Genomic DNA, 25,053 nt, shown 5'->3' on the forward strand with positions numbered 1-25,053 from the left:
TTTTACATTTAATACCATTCATGGAGGGAGATACTTCTTTCATTGTCCTACTCCAATTAATCATTAACTAAAGAGGCCTCTGCTCCATCATCCTTATAAGAAACTTTTCCATTTTCTATTTTATATACTTCATCGCACAACAGATTTATATCATCTTTGTTATGAGAGGTTAATAATATTGTTTTTCCTTCCATTTTTAAGTTCAAAATAATACTTCGAACATCTACTACCCCTTTTTCATCTAAACCGTTAAATGGTTCATCAAGAATAATCACATCAGGATTTTCCATAATGGCCTGTGCAATGGATAACCTCTGTTTCATTCCTAATGAATACTTCTTCACTGGATTTTTATTCTCAGGATCTAATCCTAACAGTTCTATATATTTTTTCACTTCATCAATGCCTATTTTTTTTTGAATCTTAGCTAAGTCTATTAGGTTTTTAAACCCGGATAAATTCTCTAAAAAACTTGGTTGTTCAATTACCATACCCAAATTAATTGGAAAAGAAATATCTTCGTGCAATTTATCTCCATTAACCCTAACCTCACCGGTGTTGGGTATGACAAGCCCAGCAATAACTCTCAATAACATCGTTTTCCCGCTGCCGTTTGTTCCAACAAAGCCATATGTATTACCACTATCCAAACTTAAGTTAATATCTTCTAAAATACTAATACCTTTATATTTTTTACTAATATTTTTTAATTCAATACTCATAACAAATCTGTCCTCTCAATTTTTTTGAAAATAATTACACCCAACACAAAATCCACAAATACCATACCCAACATACGAAGAATACTTTGATAGACATCAGTATAATCAATACCCATTCCTATGGGTAATACGAATAAATATTTGAAGACTGAGTCATTAATAAACGTTGATATGATAATGAAACCACTTGTTATCATAAATGATTGGTTAGTCTCCATGAATAAAGAGAGAGAGACTTGTATGGACGCAATCATAGTATATAATAAATATATAATAATTATTGATATGAAAAAATCAGGAGTATATAGTTTTCTCGTACTACCATTAGAAATAATAGTCGCTATAACAAACAATAGAGTTAGCATGGAACAAAATGAAAAAACTGAAAAATAAACTCCTATAATAAATTCTTTAGCTAGCTTCTTTCTGTAATGTAACCTTATAATGAAACTCCCTGAGTTTTCTCCTATGATGTCAGAGAAGTAATCAGAAATGATTACTAGTGAAAGTATGGCTGGCAAGAAGAATTTAGCCCGGTCGAAAAACGATAAAAACGGGTTGTTGCCAAGAAGACTGTTTATCAAATAACGATCAGGGACTTCTATTAAGGCGGCAATAAATAAAGCAAATAGTATTACCCCTGATATCATCAGTCTTTTGAAAGGAATTCTAATGAGATTCATAAGAAACAAACTCTCTTTTTAAACTTTGGTTATGGGCTTTGATGTAGACGAGTAAATTAATCATTAACAAAATGAATAAACGGAAAAACAAATTTTTATCACTGAAAACCCAAGTTAAAATAAAAGGAAAATCTCCAAGAAAGTTCTCGTATAAAACAAAGCTCTCTACGACAATCGTTAAATAAATGACAGTTATGATATTTACATGACTTAAACTACTAAATTGCTTTAGTAATAGGATGAATCCATTAACCACAAGTAATCCTACTATCTGAACTAATAATAAAAGTAAAAAGTAATTAAAGGATTTAATAACGAAAAGTGAATAGATGTGGTTAAAACAAAGAATACAAATTGTGAAGTTAATAGTCATAAAAGCTGCAGCGTGAACTCCAGCCTTTTTGTATTGTCTAATAAAAATCTTATCACGGTATTTCAGTCTATAATTATAATAAGCATAATCTTCTTTCCCTAATAAATAGAGACCAACCAAATAAAAAGGTAGTAATTCCATAATATAATAACTAGCACCTTCAAAATTATTAATGTAATCGGTGGGTCCTATATTGAATTGATAAAAAAGTACACTTCTTAAGAATATATATACACAGTAGAACAGATAAAGAAATACGATCTTTGTATACTTCCTCATATGAGATCCCTTTCTTTATAATATCCAATTAAAAATAGAACAGAAGAACCAAGTAGCCATGCTGATAAACTCATCAGTACATGATTTACATTTATTGGATCAACCATAGCATACCTGGAGAAAGGTTGAATAATAGTCGTTATATCAAAATGAGGCTTGATAAAGTATAAAGCTACCCCTTGAACTGTAACGATAATAAAAGGAACCGCAATAACTAAAAAGTTATTTTGATAGTTCACTATCATACTCAATGATAGTGCTAATACAGACAATATCCCCCCGATTATAGAATTGAGTAATATGTATAGGAATTCATAAAGGTATATGTTGTTATGGAAAATCCCTTCTAAGAAAGCACCATGATCTGGCTGTATAAATGTTCCCCCTATAATAAAGTTGTTGGGATAAATGAACATAACCAAAAAATAATTAATTGTTAAAAACACAAGAATTGTAGTGAACCCAGCAACAAAACTTATAATAAGTTTTGATAAGTAGTAAGAAATTCTATTTCCTCTACTGATTAAATACTCGCGGTATTTGCTCTTCTTTTCAAAGTAATATTGTAGTCCAAAAGGTAATATCGCTAGAAACGGGAAAAACAGAAAATAAACTCCTCTAACTGCACTGTGACTATTCTCTAAAAACAAATACCAATAGGCACTCATCTCCGCATTTACATCAAAGAAGGCAGTTTGAGACCAATAGGTATACACAGTGTCTAATAACATTAATAGTAACAATAGTAGATAATAGTATTTATTCACTCTACTATTCAACCATTTCCCAAAATCATATTTGATATATAAGCTTAGTGCTTTATTCATATAAATCCCCTTATCTAATTGTTTAGGCTAACTAGTTTTATATAGCAATCGGTTTACTTTGTAAATAGAATTGGAACCTACTATACTAGTAGATTCCAATTTTTTAAAAATAATTATTATTTTGGTGACCAATAACCACTAGATTCCACTGTCACTGTAGTATTTATTGGATTTTTAACATTCAATGTAATCTTATCTCCAATTCCGGCTGAGGAAGAAGGGTTGTCATACATGCCCTCTTTCGTAATAGTATGACCACTATAATTTCCTCCCCAACTGCCTTCAATCCAGTGCTGAACGGAATCATAGTGAGAACCGACATAATGAACGTTCATGTAGTAACTACTATCATAGGTTGTCTTGTTTAAAGTAGAAATTTCACTAGCGTTTGACCATCTTTTTAGATTCGTACTCCAATCTCCAGCAAAAGCTGTGGTAGAAGAACCTAGAATCAATGCAGCACTCAAAACGCCAACTGCTAATCTTGAACTTTTTTTCTTCAAAGTATAAAACTCCTTTTTTCATTTTTTTAATAGGCCTATTAATTTATGTATACAAAAAAAAAGTTTATTACATTATATTACATTAGTAAACATGTTTTTCTATATTTTTGTAAAATTATATACAAAGTGTAAATATTACCTATGTAAGCGTTTGGTAATTTCCCTACACCGCTTAATAAAATACGTTTACACACTAATATTAAGAGCAACAAAAAAACACTCACAAAATGAGTGCCTAATTTCATCTATATTTATTAATACCAATTACATCTAATGTAATCAGAAAACAAAGAAACTCTTTCCTGTTGCTATTCTGCAAGAAAGGTTACAAAAGGTCTCAAACCAAAAAAATGAATTACAACGAAAGAAAAATGAACTTAACGCCTTTCCCCTCTGCATATAATCTAAAGATAAATTGAACAGTTTCTGCTTCCTTACGATTAATCACAAGTTCTTTTTCAGACTCTATAATGATCCCGCAAGAATTGGTAAGGGTTTTATTAGAAAAGTACATTCAAGTATATCAACAGTCATCTAGAGAAAGGAAAAAGTAGCTAATTCAGCTCCTGCTAAACACTGTGACCATAAAACAATCTTATGGTTGCTCTCGCACTATTGATAAAGTTGAACTTGATTTCGACTTTTCCGATGTTAACCTTTCTAAGACGTTTACTCTAATTCATAATTTTTATTTCGAAGAGCTTAAAAAAGAAGAAATACCCGTAGCTAACCCTAGTTCAAGCGATCATTTACCGCCTTATCTCCAGCATTTTTTGCCTCTATTTATGGTACGGTTCACCTCGATTAATCCTAAATGCACGATAAATCTGTTCTAATAACACGAGGCGCATCAACTGATGAGGTAGAGTCATTTTAGAAAAGGATAAGGCAAAGTCAGAACGATTCATGACCTCATCACTTAACCCTAAAGACCCTCCTATAATAAAGGTCACTTTGCTTTTCCCGTAAGTAGCAAGCTGGTCTAACTCTTTGGCTAATTTTTCTGAGGTGAGCATTTTCCCTTCAATCTCAAGCGTAACGACATGGGCGTCGGGATTGACCTTAGCCAGAATCCGATCTCCTTCTTTTTGCTTCACTTCTTCCATCTGCGCTTCACTTAAGTTTTCTGGAGCTTTCTCATCTGGTACTTCGATTAAATCAATAGAGGCATAGGAACCTAGTCGTTTCTCATACTCTTGAATCCCTTGTTTTAAGTATTTTTCTTTAAGTTTTCCAACAGAAATAATAGTGATCTTCATCGCTTTACTCCTTCATTCCATTTCTTATTTGTATCGTATCATGAAACGGCGTAAGAGTATAAAAAACCCCAAAGCCTTAATGAGCTTTGGGGGGGGAATTTACTTATTCATAGAGGAAAAGAAGTCTGCTAGTGGGTCATCTTCGTCAAACTCCACTTTTTCTTCCTTCTTATGAATCTCCTCTTGCAAGTGATCAAGATTGATATCATCAAGATCATCATCTGTTGTCCAGTTTACCTCAGTGGTGGATGCCGCTTCATTCGCTTGCCAATTGCGTTGATCATGTGGCAAAGCTTCACTCTGACCAGAGGCTATCGATTGGGACTTTGTTTGAATAGCGGCCTCTACTTGTTCTTGGAGTTCTAACACATCATCAAAATCATAAGCATTGTTGTGTAACGATGCATATAAAGAGGTAGCGCGAATAGGGTCCATAAGCAGCTGATAGAGAATACTTCCGATTAAAGCCTCAGAATGCTCGTGCTTAAGCCAATTGCGCTGCTCTTTCGTTAATGATTTTGGTAAAGAAACTGTTACCGTCTCTTTCTCCCTCGAACGTGTCTCTGATACGCCTTGTAATACATACTGAGCGATTCGACTGGAGAAGTTTCGCTTTTCTGTTTCCTTCAGATGTTGGAGTTGTTTTAAAACGTAATCTGGTGTATCTGAGGGAATGCGAAACGTAATTGCCTGGCCTCGTTGAACACCCTTTTTAGAATCTCCCATGAAATCTCCCTATCTACTTAGCAGAAGTTGCTTCTTGTTTTTGCTTCTCCTGTTTTTTATCTTTGTTCGTCTTTCGCACGAAATCTGACACTAGCTTGTAATATGCATTGGCCATCATCCAGATGCTCTCGTTTTCGTCTTCAAAGAATTCAATATTAAATCCATCAAGACTATTATTCAGCGATTTTAAGTACTCTTTTAATACGGCAGAACCGCCTCCAACAAAATAGCAGATCTCAGATTGAGAGTTTCGTTGCCATACGTTACGAAGGTAGCGATATTGTTTTTTGGCTAATTCTAAAAGGATGCGGTCTGTAATATCATGAACGCTTGTCCGACTTCCTTTTACCATGATGTGATGGCGATCATTTTTACGCGTAATGATATCTACAACATCGCGACGACTATCTAACTCTACTCCATGTTTTGTACGGATTTCGTCCCGAATGGCTTCTAATGACTCTGCTACACCTAGATTGAATCCTTGAGCTTTATCGTCATCGACGTTGCGGTTACGAATCACAGCAATATCTGTTGATAGACCACCAATATCCTGAATCAGGATTTGTTTATCAATTAAATCTTTATTAATGACATTTAAATCATTATCCATTACTAGATTCACAAATGCCGCAAATCCTTCTGGATAGACTTTCACTTCGTCAAACTTGATATTGACTTTCATCCCTTGATATTTAGGCGTTACAAGGAATTCTACTTGGTGCACCGACCCTAGTAGTTGAGAGCGGTAGCCTACGTCTTTACCTTCTTTTACTTCTCTAAGGGGTAATCCAGTTCCAAGCGTGTAATTAGCTTCTACTACATTACGATTATTTCCATGGTGCTTCCGTGAGCCATCTTCTCTTGACACTGCATCAAGTGCTAAGGAAGCAAATAGCATCACAAGGGTTTGGTCTTCTTCAGATTTACTACTTCCTGGGTCTAGCTCAGTAGGGTTACTCCCTTTCGTTGCTAGATTACCTACACGATAAATCGCATTATTATCCTTTAGTGCAGGTGAATGCACCCGGATATGTAGGTTATCCACCGGATTTTTTTCGTCCAATTCTTCTATTCCAATTACAGGACGATCTTCAATATCTCGAGCGATAACATTTGGAATGTAAAGCTCCGAATCTAATTTACCAAACAATGCCTTAAGGGCATCATTACCAACATCTACAGCAGCAATTCTTGAATTTGTCATGAAACTAGCTCCCCTTCTTTTTTTGAAGTTAATGACTAGAGTCTCTCTTCCGTTAATTAAAAGATATAGAAGATTTAAACAACAGTCAATGTCTTCTTTTGTCGACAATTCTGTGTACATGTGTACATTTTTTTGTTTACATGTATACGCAATATGTACACATAGCTTTATACCAGTATGTTTACGCGTTTGTACACATGTAAACAATATTGTGTACTTTATGTTTACAGTTTTGTATACATGCTTTCTAATTTGTATACAAGTAAACATATTTGTATACAAACTAAAAAAAGAGAGAAGATGAACCACCTCTCTCTCCATTTCATATCTATTCGTTTAACGTATTCAAATTGTGACCACGTTTACAATTTTGAAAGATCTCCATTTTGGATCCATCCTCTAGCTTGAAGAGCCAATACGAGGTGTCGAATACCAACCATATAAGCAGCTTCACGCATTTCACAGCCTTTATTTTCTTTCATTTTATATACACGCTTAAAGGCAGCAATCATTTTTTCTTCAAGCTCATTATTTACCCTTTCTTCCTTCCAGTAGTAGTTCATTGTATTCTGTACCCATTCAAAATACGATACCGTTACACCACCAGCGTTACATAAGATATCTGGGATTATAAAAGTCCCCTTTTCCTCTAGGATCTTGTTCCCTTCTGGAGTTGTTGGCCCGTTAGCTGCTTCTGCTACAATCTTTGCTTGTATAGAAGGAGCCGTTTCGCTTGTAATTTGATTTTCTAATGCGGCTGGCACAAGAATGTCTACAGGAAGAGCAAACATCTCTTCATTTGAGATAGATTCGCACTCTTTGAAGTCGGCAATGACATTCCCCTCCCCTATGAATTCTAATAAGGCTGGTATGTTCAATCCATCTTCCTTATAGATTCCGCCTGATACATCCGTAACAGCTACAACTTTAACACCAGAATCATGCAAGAATTTCGCCGTTGCGCTCCCTACATTTCCAAATCCCTGCAGGGCAGCCGTAGCCCTAGATAAGTCTATATTTAAAGCGTTTGCCGCTTCTCGTATGTGAATAACAACACCTCGCCCTGTGGCATCCAAACGTCCTTCAGAACCTCCTATAATAATAGGCTTTCCTGTAATAAGCCCTGGTATATTATAGCCTCGAAGTTTGTCGTATTCGTCAATCATCCAAGCCATAATTTCAGGAGTTGTGTTCATATCAGGGGCAGGGATATCCTTTTCAGGGCCAATGACTGGCGTTATTTTTCGGATGTAGCTTCTGCTTAACTCTTCTAATTCTCTTTGATTCAGGTCTTTTGGATTTACAATGACGCCTCCCTTTCCACCTCCAAGTGGTAATTCAATAATAGCTGACTTAAGAGACATCCAAATAGAAAGAGCTTTTACTTCATCCAAGGTAACGGAAGGGTGAAAACGAATTCCTCCCTTACAAGGGCCTAGTACATCCAAATGCTGAGAACGGTATCCAGTGTAATTCTCAACGGATCCATCCTCTTTTCGTATAGGGATGGAGACTTCCATCACTCTCATGGGTTTCTTTAATATGTGGTATATACTTTCATCCAAGCCTAACTGCTTTACTGATTCATTTAGTAATTGTTTTACGATTTTATAAGGATTTTGATCATGCGTAGCGATATCTGCTTCTGCTTTATGCTTTTCCATAGCTTTCCCTACCTCTCGTACGTTTACATACTCCTAATGTGTCACTGAAACTGCTTCGTTATGTAAGATCCGTTATATTTCTTTACTCATTTGGAAAGATAAGAACACTATTGTTAAAGAAGGGACATCTTCAATATGAGTAAAGTAAGCATGAGCTTTATATTAAGACTAAAGTTAGACAAACAGACGGCTTCTTTTGGACAAATTGCAACTGTTATTAGCTCAAACAGTGGGGATTTAGTTGCTATAGACGTTATAAAGGAAAACAAAAATACGACCGTTCGAGATTTAAGTATTAACGTTAATCAAGAAAATACTCAAGATCTTATTATAAGCGAATTAAGAAAGTTAGATGGAATTTCTATTCAACATACAACAGATCAAACGTTCCTGGCCCACTCCGGAGGTAAAATACATGTCGTTCCTAAAATCAAAATTGATAACCGAGACGATATGTCTAGAGTTTACACACCGGAAGTCGCCAGAGTATGCGAGGCCATTAATCAGGACGTGGAACTTGCTCACGAGTATACAGTTAAGAAGAATTGTGTCGCTGTCATTTCAGATGGAACAGCCGTACTTGGTCTGGGGAAAATCAAGCCAGAGGCCGCCATGCCTGTTATGGAAGGCAAAGCTATGCTCTTTAAACAGTTTGCTGATATTGATGCTTACCCTATTTGCTTAGACACACAAGACCCTGAAGAGATTATTACCATCGTTAAAGCCCTCAGACCTACATTTGGCGGAATTAATTTAGAAGACATTGCTTCTCCAAACTGTTTCTCCATTGAACAACGTCTTAAGCAGGAATTAAATATCCCTGTATTTCATGACGATCAACACGGGACAGCAATTGTTGCACTTGCAGGCTTATTAAACGCTCTTACACTTGTTTCTAAACCTATTGAGACTTGTAAGATCATCGTGTGTGGTATTGGGGCTGCTGGGATGGCAATCACGAATATGCTCTTAAAAGCTGGCGCTACTAATATCATCGGTGTTGACGTTGAGGGGGCCCTTCATTGCCGTAAAAAGTATGACAGACCCGGATGGAACGAATTCGCTAATAAAACAAATCCAAACCAAGAAGAAGGAGAATTATGCGAGGTTATTAAAGAAGCCGATGTGTTTATTGGCGTGTCTGCCCCTGGACTTTTAACGCAAGCTGACATTAAACAAATGGCTACGTCACCTATTGTTTTTGCCCTAGCTAATCCAGACCCTGAAATTCGACCTGAAGAGGCTAAACCCTATGCAGCCGTCATTGCTACAGGAAGATCTGATTATCCCAATCAAGTGAATAACGTCTTGTGTTTTCCAGGTATCTTTAGAGGAGCATTGGACTGCCGTGCTAAAGAGATTAATGATGAAATGAAGCTTGCCGCAGCTAAAGCCATTGCTTCCACCATTCAAGAAGATGAGTTAGACGCAGAGTATATCATTCCAAGTGTTTTCAACAAAGAAGTAGTACCTACTATTCGACAAGCAGTCATAAACGCCGCGATTACAACAGGAGTAGCCCAAATCGAGCTTGATTGAAACCACTGAAAGGAGAACACATATGAAAGAAGATGAGAAAAAACAACAGCAGGATGCAGAGGAGGCTATAGGGAAAAAAGACATTGAATATTTAGCGTTCCGTGGTGGCCCCTTCACCGCCACACTCCCCCTCGTGTTCTTTATTGTTTGGGCCATTTCTTTAAGCGTAACAAAGTTAGTAACAGAGGAGGCCCTTGTTTTAGGTATGGTCATTGGTGTAGCGCTTGGACTTTTTTTCTGTAAATCTATTTGGAAAGATTACGCTCAAGGGCTCGTCGAAGGTATGGCCCAACCAATCGGTATTATTGCAGTGATTGCTTGGTTTTGGGCGGGAATGTTTGCTAAACTCCTTGCAGCAGGAGGGCTAGTAGAAGGACTAATATGGGTTGGATTTGAAACAGGACTTGAGGGTGGGTATATCACAGGACTGACTTTCCTATTAGCTGGTGTTTTCTCAACAGCGGTTGGAACAGGATATGGAACCGTTGCGACGTTTGGTATTCTGATGTTCCCTGCTGGTATTATATTGGGAGCTGATCCGGTTATACTGCTAGCTGCAATATTAAGCGGAGCTGTGTTCGGCGATAACTTAGCCCCTGTTTCAGATACTACAATTGTATCTGCTACAACCCAAGAAGCTGATGTCCCAGGTGTCGTTCGGTCTCGCTTTAAGTACTCCATCACGGCAGCTATACCGGCTCTTATTTTATTCGTAATCTTTGGAGGTGGAGAGCAGTCAGGAAATGAAGAGGCCTTTAAGCAACTACAAGAGCAAGTTACTCCTACAGGATTACTCATGCTCATTCCATTTGCTATCGTATTAACCCTTGCTCTTTCAGGGCGTCATTTATTAACCTCCTTAACGATTGGCATTGTGTCATCTATACTCATGATCATTGTAATAGGTGTACCGCTTCGCAAGGTTTTACACATTTATCGTAATGATGCAGGGGAAGCCGCGATTGGGGGAGCATTAATGAATGGGATAGGGGGATATTTTAACATGGCAATCCTTATACTCTTTATATTGGCAGCGGCTCACCTAATGGAACTGGCAGGTACCATGGAAGCCATAAAGAATTTCTTCCTTAAGGTCATTAATGGCGTCGTGAAACGAGCTGAACTCTCGATTTTCGCCATTGTTGCTTTTTTAAATGTTTTTATTACCATTAATACGGCCGCAGAAATTACAGCAGGCCCTTTTGTAAGGAAAATTGGTAAAGAATTTAATATCCACCCTTATAGAAGAGCAAACTTCCTCGACACTGTATCTTCTTCTCTAGGGTATATCTTCCCCTGGAGCGGGGGCGTATTACTTGCATGGGCAACAATTAAAGGGGCAGCGAAGGATTATGATTTCTTACCAGTGGTTGGACCCACAGAAGTATTCCCTTTCGTTTTTCAAGGGTGGTTTCTGTTACTGGTCATGTTCATATCAGCCATAACGGGCTGGGGGCTCAGGTATACAGGGAAAAACGGTGAAGAAATAAAACCAGAAAAATGACAAACGAGGATTCCTAATTAGGAGTCCTCGTTTGTCATTCACATTGTTCTTTAACGATCATATGCAGAGATTTATCCACAGCCACATTTCAAATTTTAAGAGGGTGTGTTTCATATCCTTCATCACCTGGAATTAAAAATGAACCATGTTGCAGTATTAGTATATTAGACATATACCCTCCTTACTTTAATTTAATTTATAGTACATTATATGTATGTTATTAAATATATTATTAAAAAAATTATTAGTTTGGATTAAATTATTTTAAATGCTTTTACACCTAGCCCTTAAGAATTATGTCTAAAGGAACACAAAAAAGCCGCCCGTTTCTTTTAAAGAAACGAGCGGCTTTTTACCATAATTAATTAAAATTGTATGACTATTCAAACTTATCAACATAATTATCCACAGCCCTCTTCTCTTAACAGCATTCACAAGAAAAGGAAGTGAATAACAAGTTATTCACAAAGTTATCCACATATACACAGAAACATTCCCTTATTTGGTGGAAGAACCTGCGTTCGCTACTATATATGTAGCTAATCCACTGCAATACTCACAGGTTGTGGATAAATCGTTTGATCCTTCTATCTTATCTAAATTAGGGAACGTTTCACATTCATCCACAATTACATCAATGCCACGGTCGACATGGTCCTGACAGACAAACAATTTCATATTTACACCCCGCTCTCTAAAACATAGGAAAAGCAGGAACTGGTTGTTCCCGCTTCTTTTAATAACTTTGATTGGATAACTTCATCGTTACATCTTGCTTTTGGCCATCTCGATAAAACGTCACCGACATTTCATCACCAACGTTTTTATTCTTATATAAATGCTTTCGTAAATCAACAATACTTAAAATTTCTTTGCCATCTAGCTCTGTGATAACATCATATTGTTGAAGTCCAATCTGATCAGCTGGGGAAGCAGTTTCAACGTTATCAATGACAACGCCCCCCTTAACATCACTAGGAAGACCTAAAATTTCTTTTTGTTGAGAACGAGGAACTTCCGATAACGACACGGCTCCAATTCCCATAAACGGTCTTGTAACCTCACCATCTTCTTCAATATCCTCCATAATCGGGACAGCATTATTAATCGGGATAGCAAAACCAATTCCCTCAACAGCTGACTTGGCAATTTTCATGGAATTGATACCGATCAATTGACCTTTAATATTAATGAGTGCTCCCCCACTATTTCCAGGATTGATCGCTGCATCTGTTTGCATGACTTCAGCTTGCCAGTCCATTCGTCCATCTCCGTTAAAATCTTGCGGAATAGCTCGCTGTTTTCCACTTATAATCCCTTTCGTCACAGACCCAGCAAACATTAACCCAAGTGGACTACCAATAGCCATAGCTGGTTCCCCTACTTTAACCTTTGAGGAATCGCCAATATCTATAACTTTATTTACTTTAGATCCATCCACTGTTAATACCGCTAAGTCTGTATATGGATCAGCCCCAACTAGTTCTGCTTCAATACGGGCTCCATCAATTAAGGAAACCTCTATTCGGTCAGCTCCCTGCACAACATGGTTATTCGTTACAATATAAGCCTTGTCTTTTTCCCTTTTATAAATGACTCCTGATCCTGTTCCTGCCTCTCCGCCACTAGATGGTTGTTGCTGAAATAAGCCGGAAGATTCACGTATTTTAACAACGCCTACAACCGCTTCTTGGACCTCGCTCACAACTTCTGTTACTTGGGTTGTAACATCAAGGTTTACGCTGTCCGTAGTGGGTGTCTCTTCCTCTTCATTTGCTTGAACCTGGTCATCATTATCTTGTGACGAAAGATCATATGGCAAGATATTCGATTGAATGAGTGCGGGCAACGCCAGCACGATTAACACAGCACCCAAAATTAGACCCACAAAAGTTGGCATAATCCATCCCGGACGCTTGTGTCTGTTACTAGAAGAGGTTTGATCATCATAATAGCCCATTGAACCCTCAATCCTTTCTGAACCAGTCTACATCGTATACTAGTCCCCCGTTACCTCACTACACATTTCTTAAACGTCATTCAGCGTATAAATCGGTGTAGCATGGTTTGGGTCTGTATCAAATAAGTCAATTGTATCCCCTAAAGGTATACCGCGTTCTGTTAACATGTTCCCAACAGACATACGGGCGAGGTCTTTCATGTTATTATCTTGACTTAAATGGGCTAAATAAATACGTTTTGTTGAGTTTCCAATAATATCTGTTAAAGCAAGTGCACTATCCTCATTAGAAACGTGCCCTTTATCCCCTAAGATGCGACGTTTGACATTCCAAGGATAACGTCCCATTCGTAGCATTTCTACATCATGATTCGACTCGAATATATAAGCATCAGCATCTTCTACTGTCTTCTTCATTCTTTCTGAAACATACCCAGTATCCGTCACTAATGCTACCTTCTTTCCGTTATGACGGAATACATAAAACATAGGCTCAGCCGCATCATGTGATACACCGAAAGACTCCACTTCTAAATCTCCAAACGCTTTGACTGTTTCCATTTGGAAGTCAAACTTTTGGTCAGTCGTTAGCTTTCCAATGTGGCCTTCCATAGCCTTCCATGTTTTTTCGTTAGCATAGATTGGTAAGTTGTAACGTCTAGCTACTATACCTAGTCCCTTAATGTGATCACTGTGTTCATGAGTGACAAGGATTCCATTTAGGTCGTTAGGGTCTAGATCAACTTGCGACATAACTCGCTCTAATTGTTTTCCGCTTAACCCTGCATCCACTAATAATTTTTGTTTTTCCGTACCTATATAAAAAGCATTGCCGGTACTTCCTGATGCCAGGACGCTAAAGTGCATACTCATGATTCTCCACCCCGTATTGGTTGTTCCAGATCACTCTTTTTTTCGTTCATTTGCTTTAAAAATTCATCTTCTTCTTTAGCAATATATTGTCCTTCTAGTCCATTCACAAAGTAATTGCGGTTTTCATTTACGTGTATATTCCATGTAGGAGAGAAACTCTGCACACCATTACCTACTTCTTGAAGGGGTACTAATGTAAAATATCCTATATCGAATTCGGTAACAGTATCTTGATTATAAATTTTATTCTTATTAAACAACGTGCTAATCGCTTGAATCGGTTTGATCAATTCCTGTTCTTCACCTCTACTTTTAACTTCATCCAAACGCGTTTGCAAGTAACCTTGAATACCGGTCTTCTCCTCATTTAAGGATACTAGGACAACCCCGCTTTCATTAAAGTAAATCGGACTCTCCTCATGGAGCTGGAAGAATATTAACACATTCCACTTTTCATTGTATCCCCAGTATTCATACTCATCTCCAAAAAGAATTTCTTCCTTCACAATACTAGAGATCTTACTATCATCAGATTCTAAATCAATTTCCACAGGTTCTTTAAACTTCGAAGTCAATATTTTACCGTTCTCTCCAATTGTTGAGATTTGATTCTCTCTTTCCTCTAATTTTTCTTCGTCTTCTTCGTTAAAGTCGTACCTTTTTGCAGATATCCGCGTCTTTTTTGGGGAATCTTTAGGTATATTTTGAAGTTGAATATCTTCTGCTTCCAGCTGCTCTTCTATACTTGTATCAGGCAAAAGCACATATTGTGCTTGCTCAGTCTTGTTTATGAATTGATTTACCAAAAAGACATCTAATATTAAGAAGCATAGAATAAAAAGTGTTTTAATTTGACCCCACTGCATTATTCATTGCCCCCTCAAAATCGATTTCTTTCCATTCTCCGCCCTCTTTAATAAACCAAGCAGGTGTCATATATATAACAAGGAAACTTTTCACTTTCATTGTATATCCAATCTTAATATCCTCAATTAAATATACAGATCGGTCTCTGTTCTCTTCAATATAAGATAGAACATCTCTCCCTGAGGGGAGTGACTTTTGTTCAGAACCTAAATTATACTTCACACGAACTAAAGGTCTTCTGTATTCTATTAAATCCTGATTGCTCCACATCTGTGTAATATGACCCAACTCATTTTGGTCTAGCACAGGGTAACCATTTTTATAATCTCTAAAGTCAATCGTATTGTCACTCGAATCAATATTAAACAACCTGTAAGATTCATCGGTCCAACCGTTATGGTCATTTATATCATCTATGCTTTGCTTAATAATATCTCCGCGTGACAAAGGTTGAGAGTCTTCTGATTGGAATTGCTGAAATCTCATATGCATATCGCCCGGACCAATTTGCAACAATCGATTATCACTATTATAAAAGGTACCATTAGTCGTTGCATTCCTCTTAACTAGCTGAGGGTTATTAAACAAAATATTCTTCATCGTATCTACTTCAATATTCCCGCCTTGTAGTTGTTCCTTAGGCAAGGTTACTTGAGCTTCAGGTAAATAGATAGGTACTTCACGATCTTCAAACGCATTAAAGTATTCCCTTTGGACTTCAGAATCCACCAAGTATTTATCGACATTGTCATAAACGTTATAACGCAGCATTGCTCTCACTTGAATATTTGAATTGTCATCTGATACAAAATAAACATAGTTATTGGATTCGTTAGGAGCTAAAGAAATAAATATACGGTCTACAATAAACGAAGAATCAAGTATTTCTTCAATCTCCTCATTTAATGTAAACGTATTAGCTAATGTACTTAGCGGGATACCAGTGGGATAAATGATTTCTATAGCAGAATCTTTTTCTATCCCACTTCCCCTTTCTATTTCACTAAAATCCGTTAATGGCCAAGTTAAAATATTGTCATATAACGTCTTCGATTTACTCCATTCATCTAATGTAAAGTGCCTTCCATTCTGGTGAAATAAAAGGAGTTCGGGATTAATAATAGACGTTAAACTTTGTTGCATACCATTCGTTAACTTCGTTTCAACTTCTAAAATGTTCTCGCCGTTATTCAATTCATCGTATTCAGGCTGATATGTCCAAAGAGCGAACGTAACCAGTAAGCTAATGGTTACGAGGAGCCCTAACACGATCGACTTTAAGTACTCCCACATCATTCCTCATCCCCTTGCGGTTGTTTCAGTAAAGGAAGTGTGAAAGTAACCTTAGTCCCTTCTCCTTCTTTACTATCGGCCCATACTTCGCCACCATGTGCATCAATCATTTCCCTGGAAATTGCTAAACCAAGCCCAGTACCACCTAAGTTACGAGATCGAGCTCGATCCACCCGATAGAAGCGTTCAAATATCTTTTCTAACTTCTCTTTAGGGATACCGACGCCTTCATCAGAGATAGATACATGGAGCTTTTGTTGCTGCTTCTTCACCTCTAAATGGAAAGTAATCGTTCCTCCTTCTGGAGAATACTTAATCGCATTAGAGATGATGTTATCTAACACTTGAGTCATCTTATCCTTATCGATCCAAACTAGCACTTCTTTGTCTGGTAAATGATGCTTAAAGTTAATGTGATCATCTTGATTGATTTCAAAACGTTCGGCTACTGTTTTAAAGAATCCAATAAAGTTGACTTTCTCTTTATGCAATTTGTAATCTTTATTATCCATTTTGGATAACTGAAGCAGATCGTTAACAAGACGAATCATTCGCTCTGTTTCATTTTGAGTAACGTCTAAGAAGCGTGGAGCAATCTCTTTGTCTTCCCAGGCGCCTTCGGTTAATGTTTCCAAATAACTCTTCATTGTCGTTAGAGGCGTCCGCAATTCGTGGGATACGTTTGCCACAAATTCTCTTCGTTCCCGCTCAATCTTCTCTTGTTCAGTCACATCGCTTAGCACAGTGATGTACCCATTCATTTCTTCCATTTCATATTGAACCACAGTAAAACTCGCCTTTAGTAAAAGTTGTTGATCGCCCTCACTAAAGTCGATAATAATAGATTCCTTGTCATGTAAGTCTGCAATGTTATCAAGACGGTCGTTGATACTTAGAACGCTTAAAAGCGACTCTCCTTGAACATCTTCAATCTCTTGGCCAAGTAACCTTGAAGCCGGTTCATTCATGAGAATGATTGCCCCAGTGTGGTCTGTCGCAATAACTCCTTCTGTCATATTTGATAATACGGAACTAAGCTTCCGCCTCTCACCTTCAGTAGTAGCTTGGGCAATTTTTAATTTGTCATTTAGCTCATTAAAAGAAACAGCAAGCTGTCCAATTTCATCCCTTCCATACACATTAACCTTTTGGGAAAAATCTCCCGCTCCCATAATCTTGGCATGCTTTCGCATTTCTGTAATAGGCTTTGTTATGGTTCTCGCTATGACAATCCCTAACAAGACGGAAATCGAAACGCCTAAAAACGTACCATTAGCAAAAATTCTGTTAATGTCTTGGAGTTGCCCATATACACCTTCAAGAGAAGCTTTAATATAAATAGCCCCAATAACTACTTCTTGTTGCTCATTTTGAGCCTGATCTTGCTCATTTTCCTCTTGGTATATAGGATAGGTCCTCACCATAATACGATGACCTTTTTGGTCTACTTTGGCATCGGGTTCCATTACCCTTCCAAGCAAGAGCGTACGTTGTATTTCAGGGAGAGGTAACCTTTTCCCTACTTTACTTTGATCAGAATCCTCCGTTGCCCCTAATACACGACTCTTACTATTCACCACAAGAAGTTCTGTTATATTCTCCGCATTAAAATCGTTTAGAATGGACTGTACTTCCTCTTCTAAGGTTTGACCATCTTCTGATGTCTGACCATCTCCTGAGCGTTCCTTTGAGAAGGCTTGCTCCAGTTGTATATTCAATATATCAATGTTATTTGTAATAGACTCTTCAAAATTCTCGTTCAACTTTTGCTCAAGCTGCTGTGAGAAATAGGCACCGATTACTTGGATCGGAAACAAAAGCAAAAGAGTAATAATGATAATAAACTTCAAACGAATGGATTGAAAAAACCCCACCTTCTTCATATCCAATTACTCCTGTTCAGGATTTCGCAGGTAGTATCCTACACCCCGGCGTGTTACAATCCACATCGGCGTACTCGGGTTCTCTTCAATCTTCTCGCGCAGCCTTCTTACCGTTACGTCTACTGTACGAACATCACCATAATAATCATATCCCCATACAGTCTCTAAGAGATGTTCACGCGTCATCACCTGTCCAATATTTTTGGCTAAGTAGTGAAGAAGTTCAAATTCTCGATGAGTCAGCTCAATCTGTTCCCCATCTCTTGTTACTGTATAGGCATCAGGATGAATAACAAGCTTCCCAATTTGAATGTCATTATTTGCTCTGCCACTTTCTTCAACTGGCTGCTGCTGGCGTCGAAGATTCGCCTTAACACGGGCAATAACTTCGCGATTACTAAATGGCTTGGTTACATAATCATCCGCTCCAAGCTCAAGACCGAGCACTTTATCAATTTCTGAATCTTTAGCTGTAAGCATAATAATCGGCATACTTTTCGTCTTTCGAATTTCTCGGCATACTTCCATACCATCTTTTCCAGGAAGCATGATATCAAGAAGAATAATATCCGGATCTTCTTGGAGCCCAAGTTGAATTGCCTCATCCCCGTCATAAGCACAAACAACCTCGTATCCTTCTTTTTCTAAGTTAAATTTCAGTATATCTGCAATCGGTTTTTCATCATCTACTACTAACACTTTAAAACTCATATATATCCCTACTTTCATATTAGGTTTTCATGTAGTTCTTTAATTCTTAATTCTAACGCATTTTCATGTAAATGTCTTTTTCAATGGGATGACAATGCTTATGCTACTATTTAATATCAAGGCTCTGTTAGTGTTTAGTGTTGATTTTGTTCCATATAAGCCCCCTTATATGGAACACTGGAAGTTGAGAGAATGCTTCCGTTTGCTCAAATTGAGAGTAAGGTGGTTCGGGAAATCACTCGCTTTCCGCGGCGAGCTGGGAAGTCTCCTCGTTCGCTACGCTCTCTGCGGGGTCTCCCCTAGGCTCCTACTGCCGCAGGAGTCTCGCAATTTCCCGAACCACCTTTGTCATATATAGAGAACGGAAGCATGCCACATAAGGGAATGAATTATTGATAACCCGTCATACTCGAGGTGAGGGGACGTTATACATATTCTGATAAGGGGTGTCTGAGGAACGGGAAGACCCCTGCAGGAGAAAGAGGTCGACGAGACCCCGGAGCGAACGAAGTGAGTGAGGAGGCTGTTAAAAAGATAGAGGAAGTTCGACTAAGACCGTCACGTCCTGTGACAACGTCGAACGGCCCCACACATAACATTGTGTTTCAACTTCGAGTATTCAATAATCCTTCCCTATTCTTGTACAAGCTTGTTATAAAGATTAACAACACCAAACTTTTACAGAACCAAAATAAAAATCCTGCAACGCAATTGCTGCAGGATTCAATCATTATATTATTGGCTTACGTGTGAAAGAGGGTTTTCCAAATTACCATCTTTGTAAACTTCAAAGTGTAAATGGATGCCAGTTGAATGACCGGTTGTTCCCATTTCACCAATGGTTTGACCACTTTTCACCGTTTGACCAGTACTTACTTTAATTGATGAAAGGTGGGCGTAAATGGTTTTATATCCGTTGTTATGATCAATAACAACTTTATTCCCATATCCACCGTCACGGCCAGCCTCTGTTACAACTCCATTATCTGCTGCAAGAATTGAACGGTCGCTCACTCCTGCAATATCAATCCCCTTATGATAGGAGCCCCATCTTGGACCTTGCTTACTCGTAATGACGCCGCCAACAGCAGGCCATTTAAAGTTTCCTGTTCCTCGTGATGGAATTACTTTCGTCCCCTTGACAACCACCTCTGTTACAGGTTCTTTCGTTGTCTCTTCGTTTATAACCGTTTCGCTCATAACCTTACCGTTCGTTTTACTTATTTTGTATTCAATGTTTTTTGAGCCGTCTTGACCTTCTTGTTTAACTTCCTGCTCACCTTTATACAGCTCGTCTGATTCACGGATTTCAGTATCATACTCAAGCGTTTTTTCTACACGCTTTCTTTCCGTTACAAGTATATCCACATAAGGCTCGTAGTCTGTTACGTTTAGTTCTTGGTCAATTTGAAGCGGTTCATTGTCTTTTAGCTCAGGATTTAACTCCTTGATTTCTTCAGAAGATAAATTGTACGAAGAAGCAATCCCTCCTAGTACTTCACCTTCTTTAACCTTATGAACTCGGTCGGTTAATACGCCTTGCTTAAGAAGTTTAACCATATCGTTTACCGTTAATATATCTTTAGGAGCTATTTTTTCATTAGAAAGCGAAACTTTTTCCGATAAAGAAACGTCTACAATACTAGACTCGCCAATCTTTACTGGCTGCTCTTTTTGCTCTATCGACATTTCTTCAAATGCTTTTAACTTTTCTGAAGATACATATTGTGTTTTAATTTTTTCTAGAGCTTGATCAGCTTGATCTTTTGAGGCCATAAACCCTACAGCCTTACCAGCAATTTCAACTTGCACTCCATCAACTTTAATAGATAATTCATCTTCTAATGACTGAACAAGTTGTTGGTTATTAAAGGTGGGCCGAAACATTTTCTCTGGTACATATGTAACTTCCTCACCTACCGTTAATGGCAGGTCTTCATGCTTTTCTTCAGCTTTATCTACTTTTTCTTCAACATGTTCTTTAACTACTTTCTTATCATCTACAATACCTAAGTGCTCGCCATCAACATAAACGTGATACACAGTCGGAATCTGACTCTCAATGTTATCAGCATACACAGAGCCAAACGTAATCCCTACACCTAAACAAGTCGTTAACGCTATCTTCTTCCACAAAGAACTCTTTCTAGGTTGGTGATCAGCATTTTTGTTGAGAGCAGCGCTGGCTTTTTTAAACCACACAGCTTTTTCCCCCTACAATTATTGCTTTTTTATATTAGTTAAGTTTATTTTCTTACTTTAGCACTCTATCAATCTACCATATCTCCTACTATCAAATAAATAGAATTCGAGACGATGTAATATACTTGTATTATAGTTAGAAAATTAATCCGAAAATTCCAGTGCAACTAGAATAAATTTGTGTAATTTGTTCCTTTTAATGAAATAGTAATTCACAAATAATGGGTATAATGTTTCGCTTTCGTTACATTTAAAAACAAGCAAAGCAAGACAAAAGTCCTAAATTAAGAGCAATAAAAAACAGGGCTCTCTACAGAGAGTCCTGTTTATCAAAAGTGGCTCGGGACGGAATCGAACCGCCGACACACGGATTTTCAGTCCGTTGCTCTACCGACTGAGCTACCGAGCCAAGTAGTTAATCACTTCCTTTAGTAGGAAGCTAACTATATAGGAATAAATAGTGGCGGTCCGGACGGGACTCGAACCCGCGACCTCCTGCGTGACAGGCAGGCATTCTAACCAACTGAACTACCGGACCTCAAAATAAAGTAGAGGAATCTGAATCGATCAGGACCCCTCTATCAGGCAATGACCCGTACGGGATTCGAACCCGTGTTACCGCCGTGAAAGGGCGGTGTCTTAACCACTTGACCAACGGGCCAACATAGAATGTCGAGACGATCTGTCTAACTGACAGCGATATTAATAATAGCAGGATATCCTCTCTTTGGCAATAGGTTTTCTATAAAAAATAATAATATTATATTTTTAGTGACTTACTATACCCTTCCCACTACGTATTAACTGAGAGAATGTTTCCGTTAACGTTAGTGTAGTGTAAGGTGGTCCTGGAAACAACTCGCTTTCCAGCTCCCCGCAGGAAAGCGAGTTGTCCCCGAGCAAGCCCAAGCACTCATAAACGTAACGGTCCCTTTCAGCTACAACACCTCAACTTGGCGTCATCCGTATAAGGGAGCTATTGGGAGTGGTTACCCTATAAAAAACGCCTGGTGTATAAATTATACTCCAGGCGTTTTAAACATTTAGTAAAGACTATTAATAGCAGTCCATTTACTAACATGCTCTATTTGGCTATTTAAGCTTCGTAGACATCTTTTAAGACGTTCGTTTGGTTTCTGTCTGGGCCGACAGAGAAAACGTTCAGAGGGATTCCTGTGAGCTCAGAAACTCTATTCACATAGTGCTGTGCGTTTGTTGGAAGGTCTTCGAAGTTTTTGACACTTGTGATGTCTTCTGTCCATCCTGGCATTTCCTCATATACAGGTTCACAATCAGCTAAGATGTTTAGGTTTGCCGGATACTCTTCCAAACGTTCACCTTTATACTGATAAGCCACACAGATCTTAAGCGTATCAATTCCTGTTAGCACATCAATGGAGTTAAGAGATAGAGCAGTTATTCCACTTACACGTCTTGCGTGACTGACGACAACACTGTCAAACCAGCCTACACGACGAGGGCGGCCTGTAGTTGTACCATATTCACGACCTACCTCACGAATCCGATCGCCTATTTCATCGTGTAATTCTGTCGGGAAGGGACCGTCTCCAACACGGGATGTATAGGCCTTAGAAACGCCCACAACGTGATCAATCTTTGTCGGGCCAACGCCAGAACCAATGGCTACACCACCTGCTGTTGGATTAGAAGACGTTACAAACGGGTAAGTCCCTTGGTCAACATCAAGCATAACGCCTTGAGCGCCTTCAAATAGCACAGGTTGATCTGAATCAATCGCATCATTAAGAAGTTTAGAAGTATCACAAACGTATTGGGCAATTTGTTGACCATATTCAAAGTACTCATTAAAGATTTCATCAACTGCCATTGAGTCAGACTCGTAAACTTTTTCGAAAAACTTGTTTTTTTCAATCAAGTTTTGCGTAAGCTTCTCACGGAACGCGTCTGCATCTAATAAATCAGCAATGCGGATACCCATGCGGCCTGCTTTATCCATATAAGCCGGTCCAATCCCTTTATTCGTTGTGCCGATCTTGTTATCTCCTTTGCTCTCTTCCTGAAGAGCATCCAATTTAATGTGATAAGGAAGAATCACATGAGCACGGTTGCTAATACGCAAGTTACTAGTTGATACATTTCGTTCGTGTAAGTATGCAAGTTCTTTTACAAGTGCTTTTGGGTTAATAACCATACCGTTCCCAATTACACATTCTTTATCATTATAAAAAATACCTGAAGGGATTAAGTGAAGCTTGTACGTCTCCCCTTCAAACTGTATCGTGTGACCAGCATTGTCACCGCCTTGATAACGTGCGACAACTTTTGCTTTCTCGGATAAGAAGTCAGTAATTTTACCTTTCCCCTCATCTCCCCATTGTGTTCCAACTACTACTACTGAAGACATATATATGGCACCTCCGCCGAATTTCATTTCCGTAAAATTGACAACATGAGTAGCTTATCAGCTAGAAAAGGAAAAGTCAAACCAAAACACGAACAATATCATTTTTAATTCATTATACGTTCGTGATAACAAATCTTTTAGGGCTTGCTATTCCTTTTATTCTCATAAAAAAGAGGGAATCCCAATCAAGTGTGGGAAACCCTCTTTAAGCAGGAGGAATATCACTTTCGTCGTAACGGTGCTCTAGATCAACGAACTTGTTATACTCCTTCACAAACATTAACTCAACGGTTCCAACTGGACCATTACGCTGTTTGGCTAATATAATCTCAATGATATTCTCTTTTTCAGATTCTTGGTCGTAGTAATCATCACGGTATAAGAACCCCACAATATCGGCATCCTGCTCAATACTCCCTGACTCACGAATATCAGACATCATCGGACGTTTATCTTGGCGGCCTTCAACGCCACGAGATAACTGTGATAGAGCTATAAGAGGTACATTCAGTTCTCGGGCTAACCCTTTAAGAGCACGCGAAATTTCGGATACCTCTTGCTGACGGTTCTCTTTGGAATTCCCGCTTCCTTGTATCAACTGAAGATAGTCAATAAGAATCATACCAAGGCCATGTTCTTGGGCAAGGCGTCTGCATTTTGAGCGAATTTCGTTTACTCGAATACCAGGTGTATCGTCAATGAATATACCAGCATTGGATAAGCTACCCATAGCCATCGTCAATTTACCCCAGTCTTCTGTTTCAAGCTTACCTGTTCTTAATCTTGTAGCATCAATATTTCCTTCCGCACAAAGCATACGCATGACTAGCTGGTCTGCTCCCATCTCCAGGGAAAAGATTGCTACGTTCTCATCTGTATGAGCGGCAACGTTCTGAGCAATATTTAAGGCAAACGCCGTTTTTCCTACAGAAGGACGGGCGGCAATGATAATAAGATCATTTCGTTGGAAACCCGCTGTCATACCATCAAGATCCCTAAATCCTGTCGGTAATCCTGTTACTTCAGCTGACGTATTGTGAAGTTGCTCAATATTATCATACACATCAATTAATACGTCTTTGATATTTTTAAATTTACCGGAATCTTTCTGCTGAGCTACTTCTAATATGGACTTCTCCGCATCATTCAAGACACCTTCAATGTCCTCTTCGTTCGAGTAACCATTTGTCACAATGGTTGTTGCAGTCTTAATGAGACGACGCAATATAGCTTTTTCTTCTACTATACGAGCGTAATATTCAATATTGGCTGCTGTTGGGACTGAGTTAGCTAAGTCACTAAGATACGAAACGCCACCAATTTCATCTAGTGTTTTCGCATTGGAAAGAGAAGTAGTTACGGTTACTAAATCAATAGGTTCTCCCTTTTCAGAAAGATGGGACATTGCTTCATATATGCGCTGGTGACTAGCGCGGTAAAAATCCTCAGGTTGGAGCAGCTCTGTTGCTGTTGCAATCGATTGTGGTTCCAAAAAAATAGCGCCGAGCACCGCCTGCTCGGCCTCTATATTATGGGGCGGTGTTCGGTCATTTAAAAAATCGCTCAAATCATCTTCCCCCTTTTCAGTTAAG

General features: G+C 38.4%; 21 protein-coding genes and 3 tRNA genes. 2 read left to right on the top strand and 22 right to left on the bottom strand.

The features are described from left to right. Positions 1-56: 56 nt before the first annotated feature. The 9 genes from ACYX4O_RS20115 to ACYX4O_RS20155 all read right to left on the bottom strand — a co-directional run bounded on the left by ACYX4O_RS20115 (position 57) and on the right by ACYX4O_RS20155 (position 8,243). Positions 57-722: an ABC transporter ATP-binding protein gene (locus ACYX4O_RS20115; RefSeq protein ID WP_476353524.1), complete on the bottom strand. Its 666-nt coding sequence runs from the start codon at positions 720-722 to the stop codon at positions 57-59. Further along, positions 719-1,405, bottom strand: a complete 687-nt coding sequence (locus ACYX4O_RS20120) for a DUF2705 family protein (RefSeq protein ID WP_476353526.1) — start codon at positions 1,403-1,405, stop codon at positions 719-721. The genes ACYX4O_RS20115 and ACYX4O_RS20120 overlap by 4 nt, the downstream gene beginning before the upstream one ends. Beyond that, a complete protein-coding gene (locus ACYX4O_RS20125) occupies positions 1,392-1,778 on the bottom strand; it encodes a hypothetical protein (protein ID WP_476353527.1) in 387 nt (128 codons plus the stop codon). Before ACYX4O_RS20125 ends, ACYX4O_RS20120 begins: the two co-directional genes overlap by 14 nt. Before the next feature lie 275 nt (positions 1,779-2,053). Next, positions 2,054-2,824, bottom strand: coding sequence for a hypothetical protein (locus ACYX4O_RS20130; RefSeq protein ID WP_476353529.1), 771 nt, complete (start codon positions 2,822-2,824; stop codon positions 2,054-2,056). Positions 2,825-3,000: 176 nt separating this feature from the next. Continuing rightward, on the bottom strand, positions 3,001-3,387 hold the full coding sequence (locus ACYX4O_RS20135) for a hypothetical protein (RefSeq protein WP_476353531.1): 387 nt from the start codon (positions 3,385-3,387) through the stop codon (positions 3,001-3,003). Positions 3,388-4,166: 779 nt separating this feature from the next. Beyond that, positions 4,167-4,646 carry a 23S rRNA (pseudouridine(1915)-N(3))-methyltransferase RlmH gene (gene rlmH, locus ACYX4O_RS20140; protein ID WP_476353533.1) on the bottom strand — a complete coding sequence of 160 codons (480 nt, stop codon included), beginning with the start codon at positions 4,644-4,646 and terminating at the stop codon, positions 4,167-4,169. A 99-nt stretch (positions 4,647-4,745) separates the two neighbouring features. Then, a complete protein-coding gene (locus ACYX4O_RS20145; RefSeq protein ID WP_476353535.1) occupies positions 4,746-5,372 on the bottom strand; it encodes a hypothetical protein in 627 nt (208 codons plus the stop codon). Positions 5,373-5,385: 13 nt separating this feature from the next. Beyond that, a complete protein-coding gene (locus ACYX4O_RS20150; protein ID WP_476353537.1) occupies positions 5,386-6,579 on the bottom strand; it encodes an Alp7A family actin-like protein in 1,194 nt (397 codons plus the stop codon). Between the two features lie 362 nt (positions 6,580-6,941). Continuing rightward, entirely contained in the window at positions 6,942-8,243 is a 1,302-nt protein-coding gene (locus ACYX4O_RS20155) for a Glu/Leu/Phe/Val family dehydrogenase (RefSeq protein WP_476353539.1), read from the bottom strand. A gap of 135 nt (positions 8,244-8,378) precedes the next feature. Between ACYX4O_RS20155 and ACYX4O_RS20160 the strand changes: the two genes are divergently transcribed. Both ACYX4O_RS20160 and ACYX4O_RS20165 read left to right on the top strand, forming a co-directional pair. Then, positions 8,379-9,782, top strand: a complete 1,404-nt coding sequence (locus ACYX4O_RS20160) for an NAD-dependent malic enzyme (RefSeq protein ID WP_476353541.1) — start codon at positions 8,379-8,381, stop codon at positions 9,780-9,782. A 22-nt stretch (positions 9,783-9,804) separates the two neighbouring features. Further along, a complete protein-coding gene (locus ACYX4O_RS20165; protein ID WP_476353543.1) occupies positions 9,805-11,286 on the top strand; it encodes a Na+/H+ antiporter NhaC family protein in 1,482 nt (493 codons plus the stop codon). 498 nt (positions 11,287-11,784) lie between these two features. Here ACYX4O_RS20165 and ACYX4O_RS20170 read toward each other — a convergent pair whose 3' ends face one another. The 13 genes from ACYX4O_RS20170 to dnaB all read right to left on the bottom strand — a co-directional run bounded on the left by ACYX4O_RS20170 (position 11,785) and on the right by dnaB (position 25,028). Continuing rightward, a complete protein-coding gene (locus tag ACYX4O_RS20170) occupies positions 11,785-11,964 on the bottom strand; it encodes a CxxH/CxxC protein (RefSeq protein WP_476353545.1) in 180 nt (59 codons plus the stop codon). 58 nt (positions 11,965-12,022) lie between these two features. Further along, positions 12,023-13,246: a S1C family serine protease gene (locus tag ACYX4O_RS20175; protein ID WP_476353547.1), complete on the bottom strand. Its 1,224-nt coding sequence runs from the start codon at positions 13,244-13,246 to the stop codon at positions 12,023-12,025. A gap of 69 nt (positions 13,247-13,315) precedes the next feature. After that, positions 13,316-14,119, bottom strand: a complete 804-nt coding sequence (locus ACYX4O_RS20180; RefSeq protein WP_476353549.1) for an MBL fold metallo-hydrolase — start codon at positions 14,117-14,119, stop codon at positions 13,316-13,318. Continuing rightward, positions 14,116-14,985: a two-component system regulatory protein YycI gene (locus tag ACYX4O_RS20185; protein WP_476353551.1), complete on the bottom strand. Its 870-nt coding sequence runs from the start codon at positions 14,983-14,985 to the stop codon at positions 14,116-14,118. The genes ACYX4O_RS20180 and ACYX4O_RS20185 overlap by 4 nt, the downstream gene beginning before the upstream one ends. Then, on the bottom strand, positions 14,966-16,282 hold the full coding sequence (locus ACYX4O_RS20190) for a YycH family regulatory protein (protein ID WP_476353553.1): 1,317 nt from the start codon (positions 16,280-16,282) through the stop codon (positions 14,966-14,968). Before ACYX4O_RS20190 ends, ACYX4O_RS20185 begins: the two co-directional genes overlap by 20 nt. Next, positions 16,279-18,162: a cell wall metabolism sensor histidine kinase WalK gene (gene walK / locus ACYX4O_RS20195; protein WP_476353555.1), complete on the bottom strand. Its 1,884-nt coding sequence runs from the start codon at positions 18,160-18,162 to the stop codon at positions 16,279-16,281. The genes ACYX4O_RS20190 and walK overlap by 4 nt, the downstream gene beginning before the upstream one ends. Before the next feature lie 6 nt (positions 18,163-18,168). Next, positions 18,169-18,873: a response regulator YycF gene (gene yycF / locus ACYX4O_RS20200; RefSeq protein WP_476353557.1), complete on the bottom strand. Its 705-nt coding sequence runs from the start codon at positions 18,871-18,873 to the stop codon at positions 18,169-18,171. A gap of 735 nt (positions 18,874-19,608) precedes the next feature. Then, positions 19,609-21,075 (bottom strand): peptidoglycan DD-metalloendopeptidase family protein, encoded by a 1,467-nt coding sequence (locus ACYX4O_RS20205; RefSeq protein WP_476353559.1) that lies wholly within the window; start codon positions 21,073-21,075, stop codon positions 19,609-19,611. A gap of 336 nt (positions 21,076-21,411) precedes the next feature. Then, positions 21,412-21,484 (bottom strand) — tRNA-Phe (locus tag ACYX4O_RS20210). A gap of 52 nt (positions 21,485-21,536) precedes the next feature. Beyond that, positions 21,537-21,613, bottom strand: a tRNA-Asp gene (locus ACYX4O_RS20215). A 51-nt stretch (positions 21,614-21,664) separates the two neighbouring features. Then, positions 21,665-21,736 (bottom strand) — tRNA-Glu (locus tag ACYX4O_RS20220). A 435-nt stretch (positions 21,737-22,171) separates the two neighbouring features. Further along, on the bottom strand, positions 22,172-23,461 hold the full coding sequence (locus tag ACYX4O_RS20225) for an adenylosuccinate synthase (protein WP_476353561.1): 1,290 nt from the start codon (positions 23,459-23,461) through the stop codon (positions 22,172-22,174). Positions 23,462-23,666: 205 nt separating this feature from the next. Then, positions 23,667-25,028, bottom strand: coding sequence for a replicative DNA helicase (dnaB, locus tag ACYX4O_RS20230; RefSeq protein WP_036780507.1), 1,362 nt, complete (start codon positions 25,026-25,028; stop codon positions 23,667-23,669). Between the last annotated feature and the right edge of the window lie 25 nt (positions 25,029-25,053).

It is taken from the genome of Pontibacillus sp. ABV4_188 (assembly GCF_056311905.1).

Excerpts from the sequence above, each read along its gene's own strand:
- ACYX4O_RS20115 (WP_476353524.1), bottom strand. The coding sequence starts at position 722 with ATGAGTATTGAATTAAAAAATATTAGTAAAAAATATAAAGGTATTAGT.
- ACYX4O_RS20120 (WP_476353526.1), bottom strand. The coding sequence starts at position 1,405 with ATGAATCTCATTAGAATTCCTTTCAAAAGACTGATGATATCAGGGGTA.
- ACYX4O_RS20125 (WP_476353527.1), bottom strand. The coding sequence starts at position 1,778 with ATGACTATTAACTTCACAATTTGTATTCTTTGTTTTAACCACATCTAT.
- rlmH (WP_476353533.1), bottom strand. The coding sequence starts at position 4,646 with ATGAAGATCACTATTATTTCTGTTGGAAAACTTAAAGAAAAATACTTA.
- ACYX4O_RS20145 (WP_476353535.1), bottom strand. The coding sequence starts at position 5,372 with ATGGGAGATTCTAAAAAGGGTGTTCAACGAGGCCAGGCAATTACGTTT.
- ACYX4O_RS20150 (WP_476353537.1), bottom strand. The coding sequence starts at position 6,579 with ATGACAAATTCAAGAATTGCTGCTGTAGATGTTGGTAATGATGCCCTT.
- ACYX4O_RS20155 (WP_476353539.1), bottom strand. The coding sequence starts at position 8,243 with ATGGAAAAGCATAAAGCAGAAGCAGATATCGCTACGCATGATCAAAAT.
- ACYX4O_RS20160 (WP_476353541.1), top strand. The coding sequence starts at position 8,379 with ATGAGTAAAGTAAGCATGAGCTTTATATTAAGACTAAAGTTAGACAAA.
- ACYX4O_RS20165 (WP_476353543.1), top strand. The coding sequence starts at position 9,805 with ATGAAAGAAGATGAGAAAAAACAACAGCAGGATGCAGAGGAGGCTATA.
- ACYX4O_RS20170 (WP_476353545.1), bottom strand. The coding sequence starts at position 11,964 with ATGAAATTGTTTGTCTGTCAGGACCATGTCGACCGTGGCATTGATGTA.
- ACYX4O_RS20175 (WP_476353547.1), bottom strand. The coding sequence starts at position 13,246 with ATGGGCTATTATGATGATCAAACCTCTTCTAGTAACAGACACAAGCGT.
- ACYX4O_RS20180 (WP_476353549.1), bottom strand. The coding sequence starts at position 14,119 with ATGAGTATGCACTTTAGCGTCCTGGCATCAGGAAGTACCGGCAATGCT.
- ACYX4O_RS20185 (WP_476353551.1), bottom strand. The coding sequence starts at position 14,985 with ATGCAGTGGGGTCAAATTAAAACACTTTTTATTCTATGCTTCTTAATA.
- ACYX4O_RS20190 (WP_476353553.1), bottom strand. The coding sequence starts at position 16,282 with ATGATGTGGGAGTACTTAAAGTCGATCGTGTTAGGGCTCCTCGTAACC.
- walK (WP_476353555.1), bottom strand. The coding sequence starts at position 18,162 with ATGAAGAAGGTGGGGTTTTTTCAATCCATTCGTTTGAAGTTTATTATC.
- yycF (WP_476353557.1), bottom strand. The coding sequence starts at position 18,873 with ATGAGTTTTAAAGTGTTAGTAGTAGATGATGAAAAACCGATTGCAGAT.
- ACYX4O_RS20225 (WP_476353561.1), bottom strand. The coding sequence starts at position 23,461 with ATGTCTTCAGTAGTAGTAGTTGGAACACAATGGGGAGATGAGGGGAAA.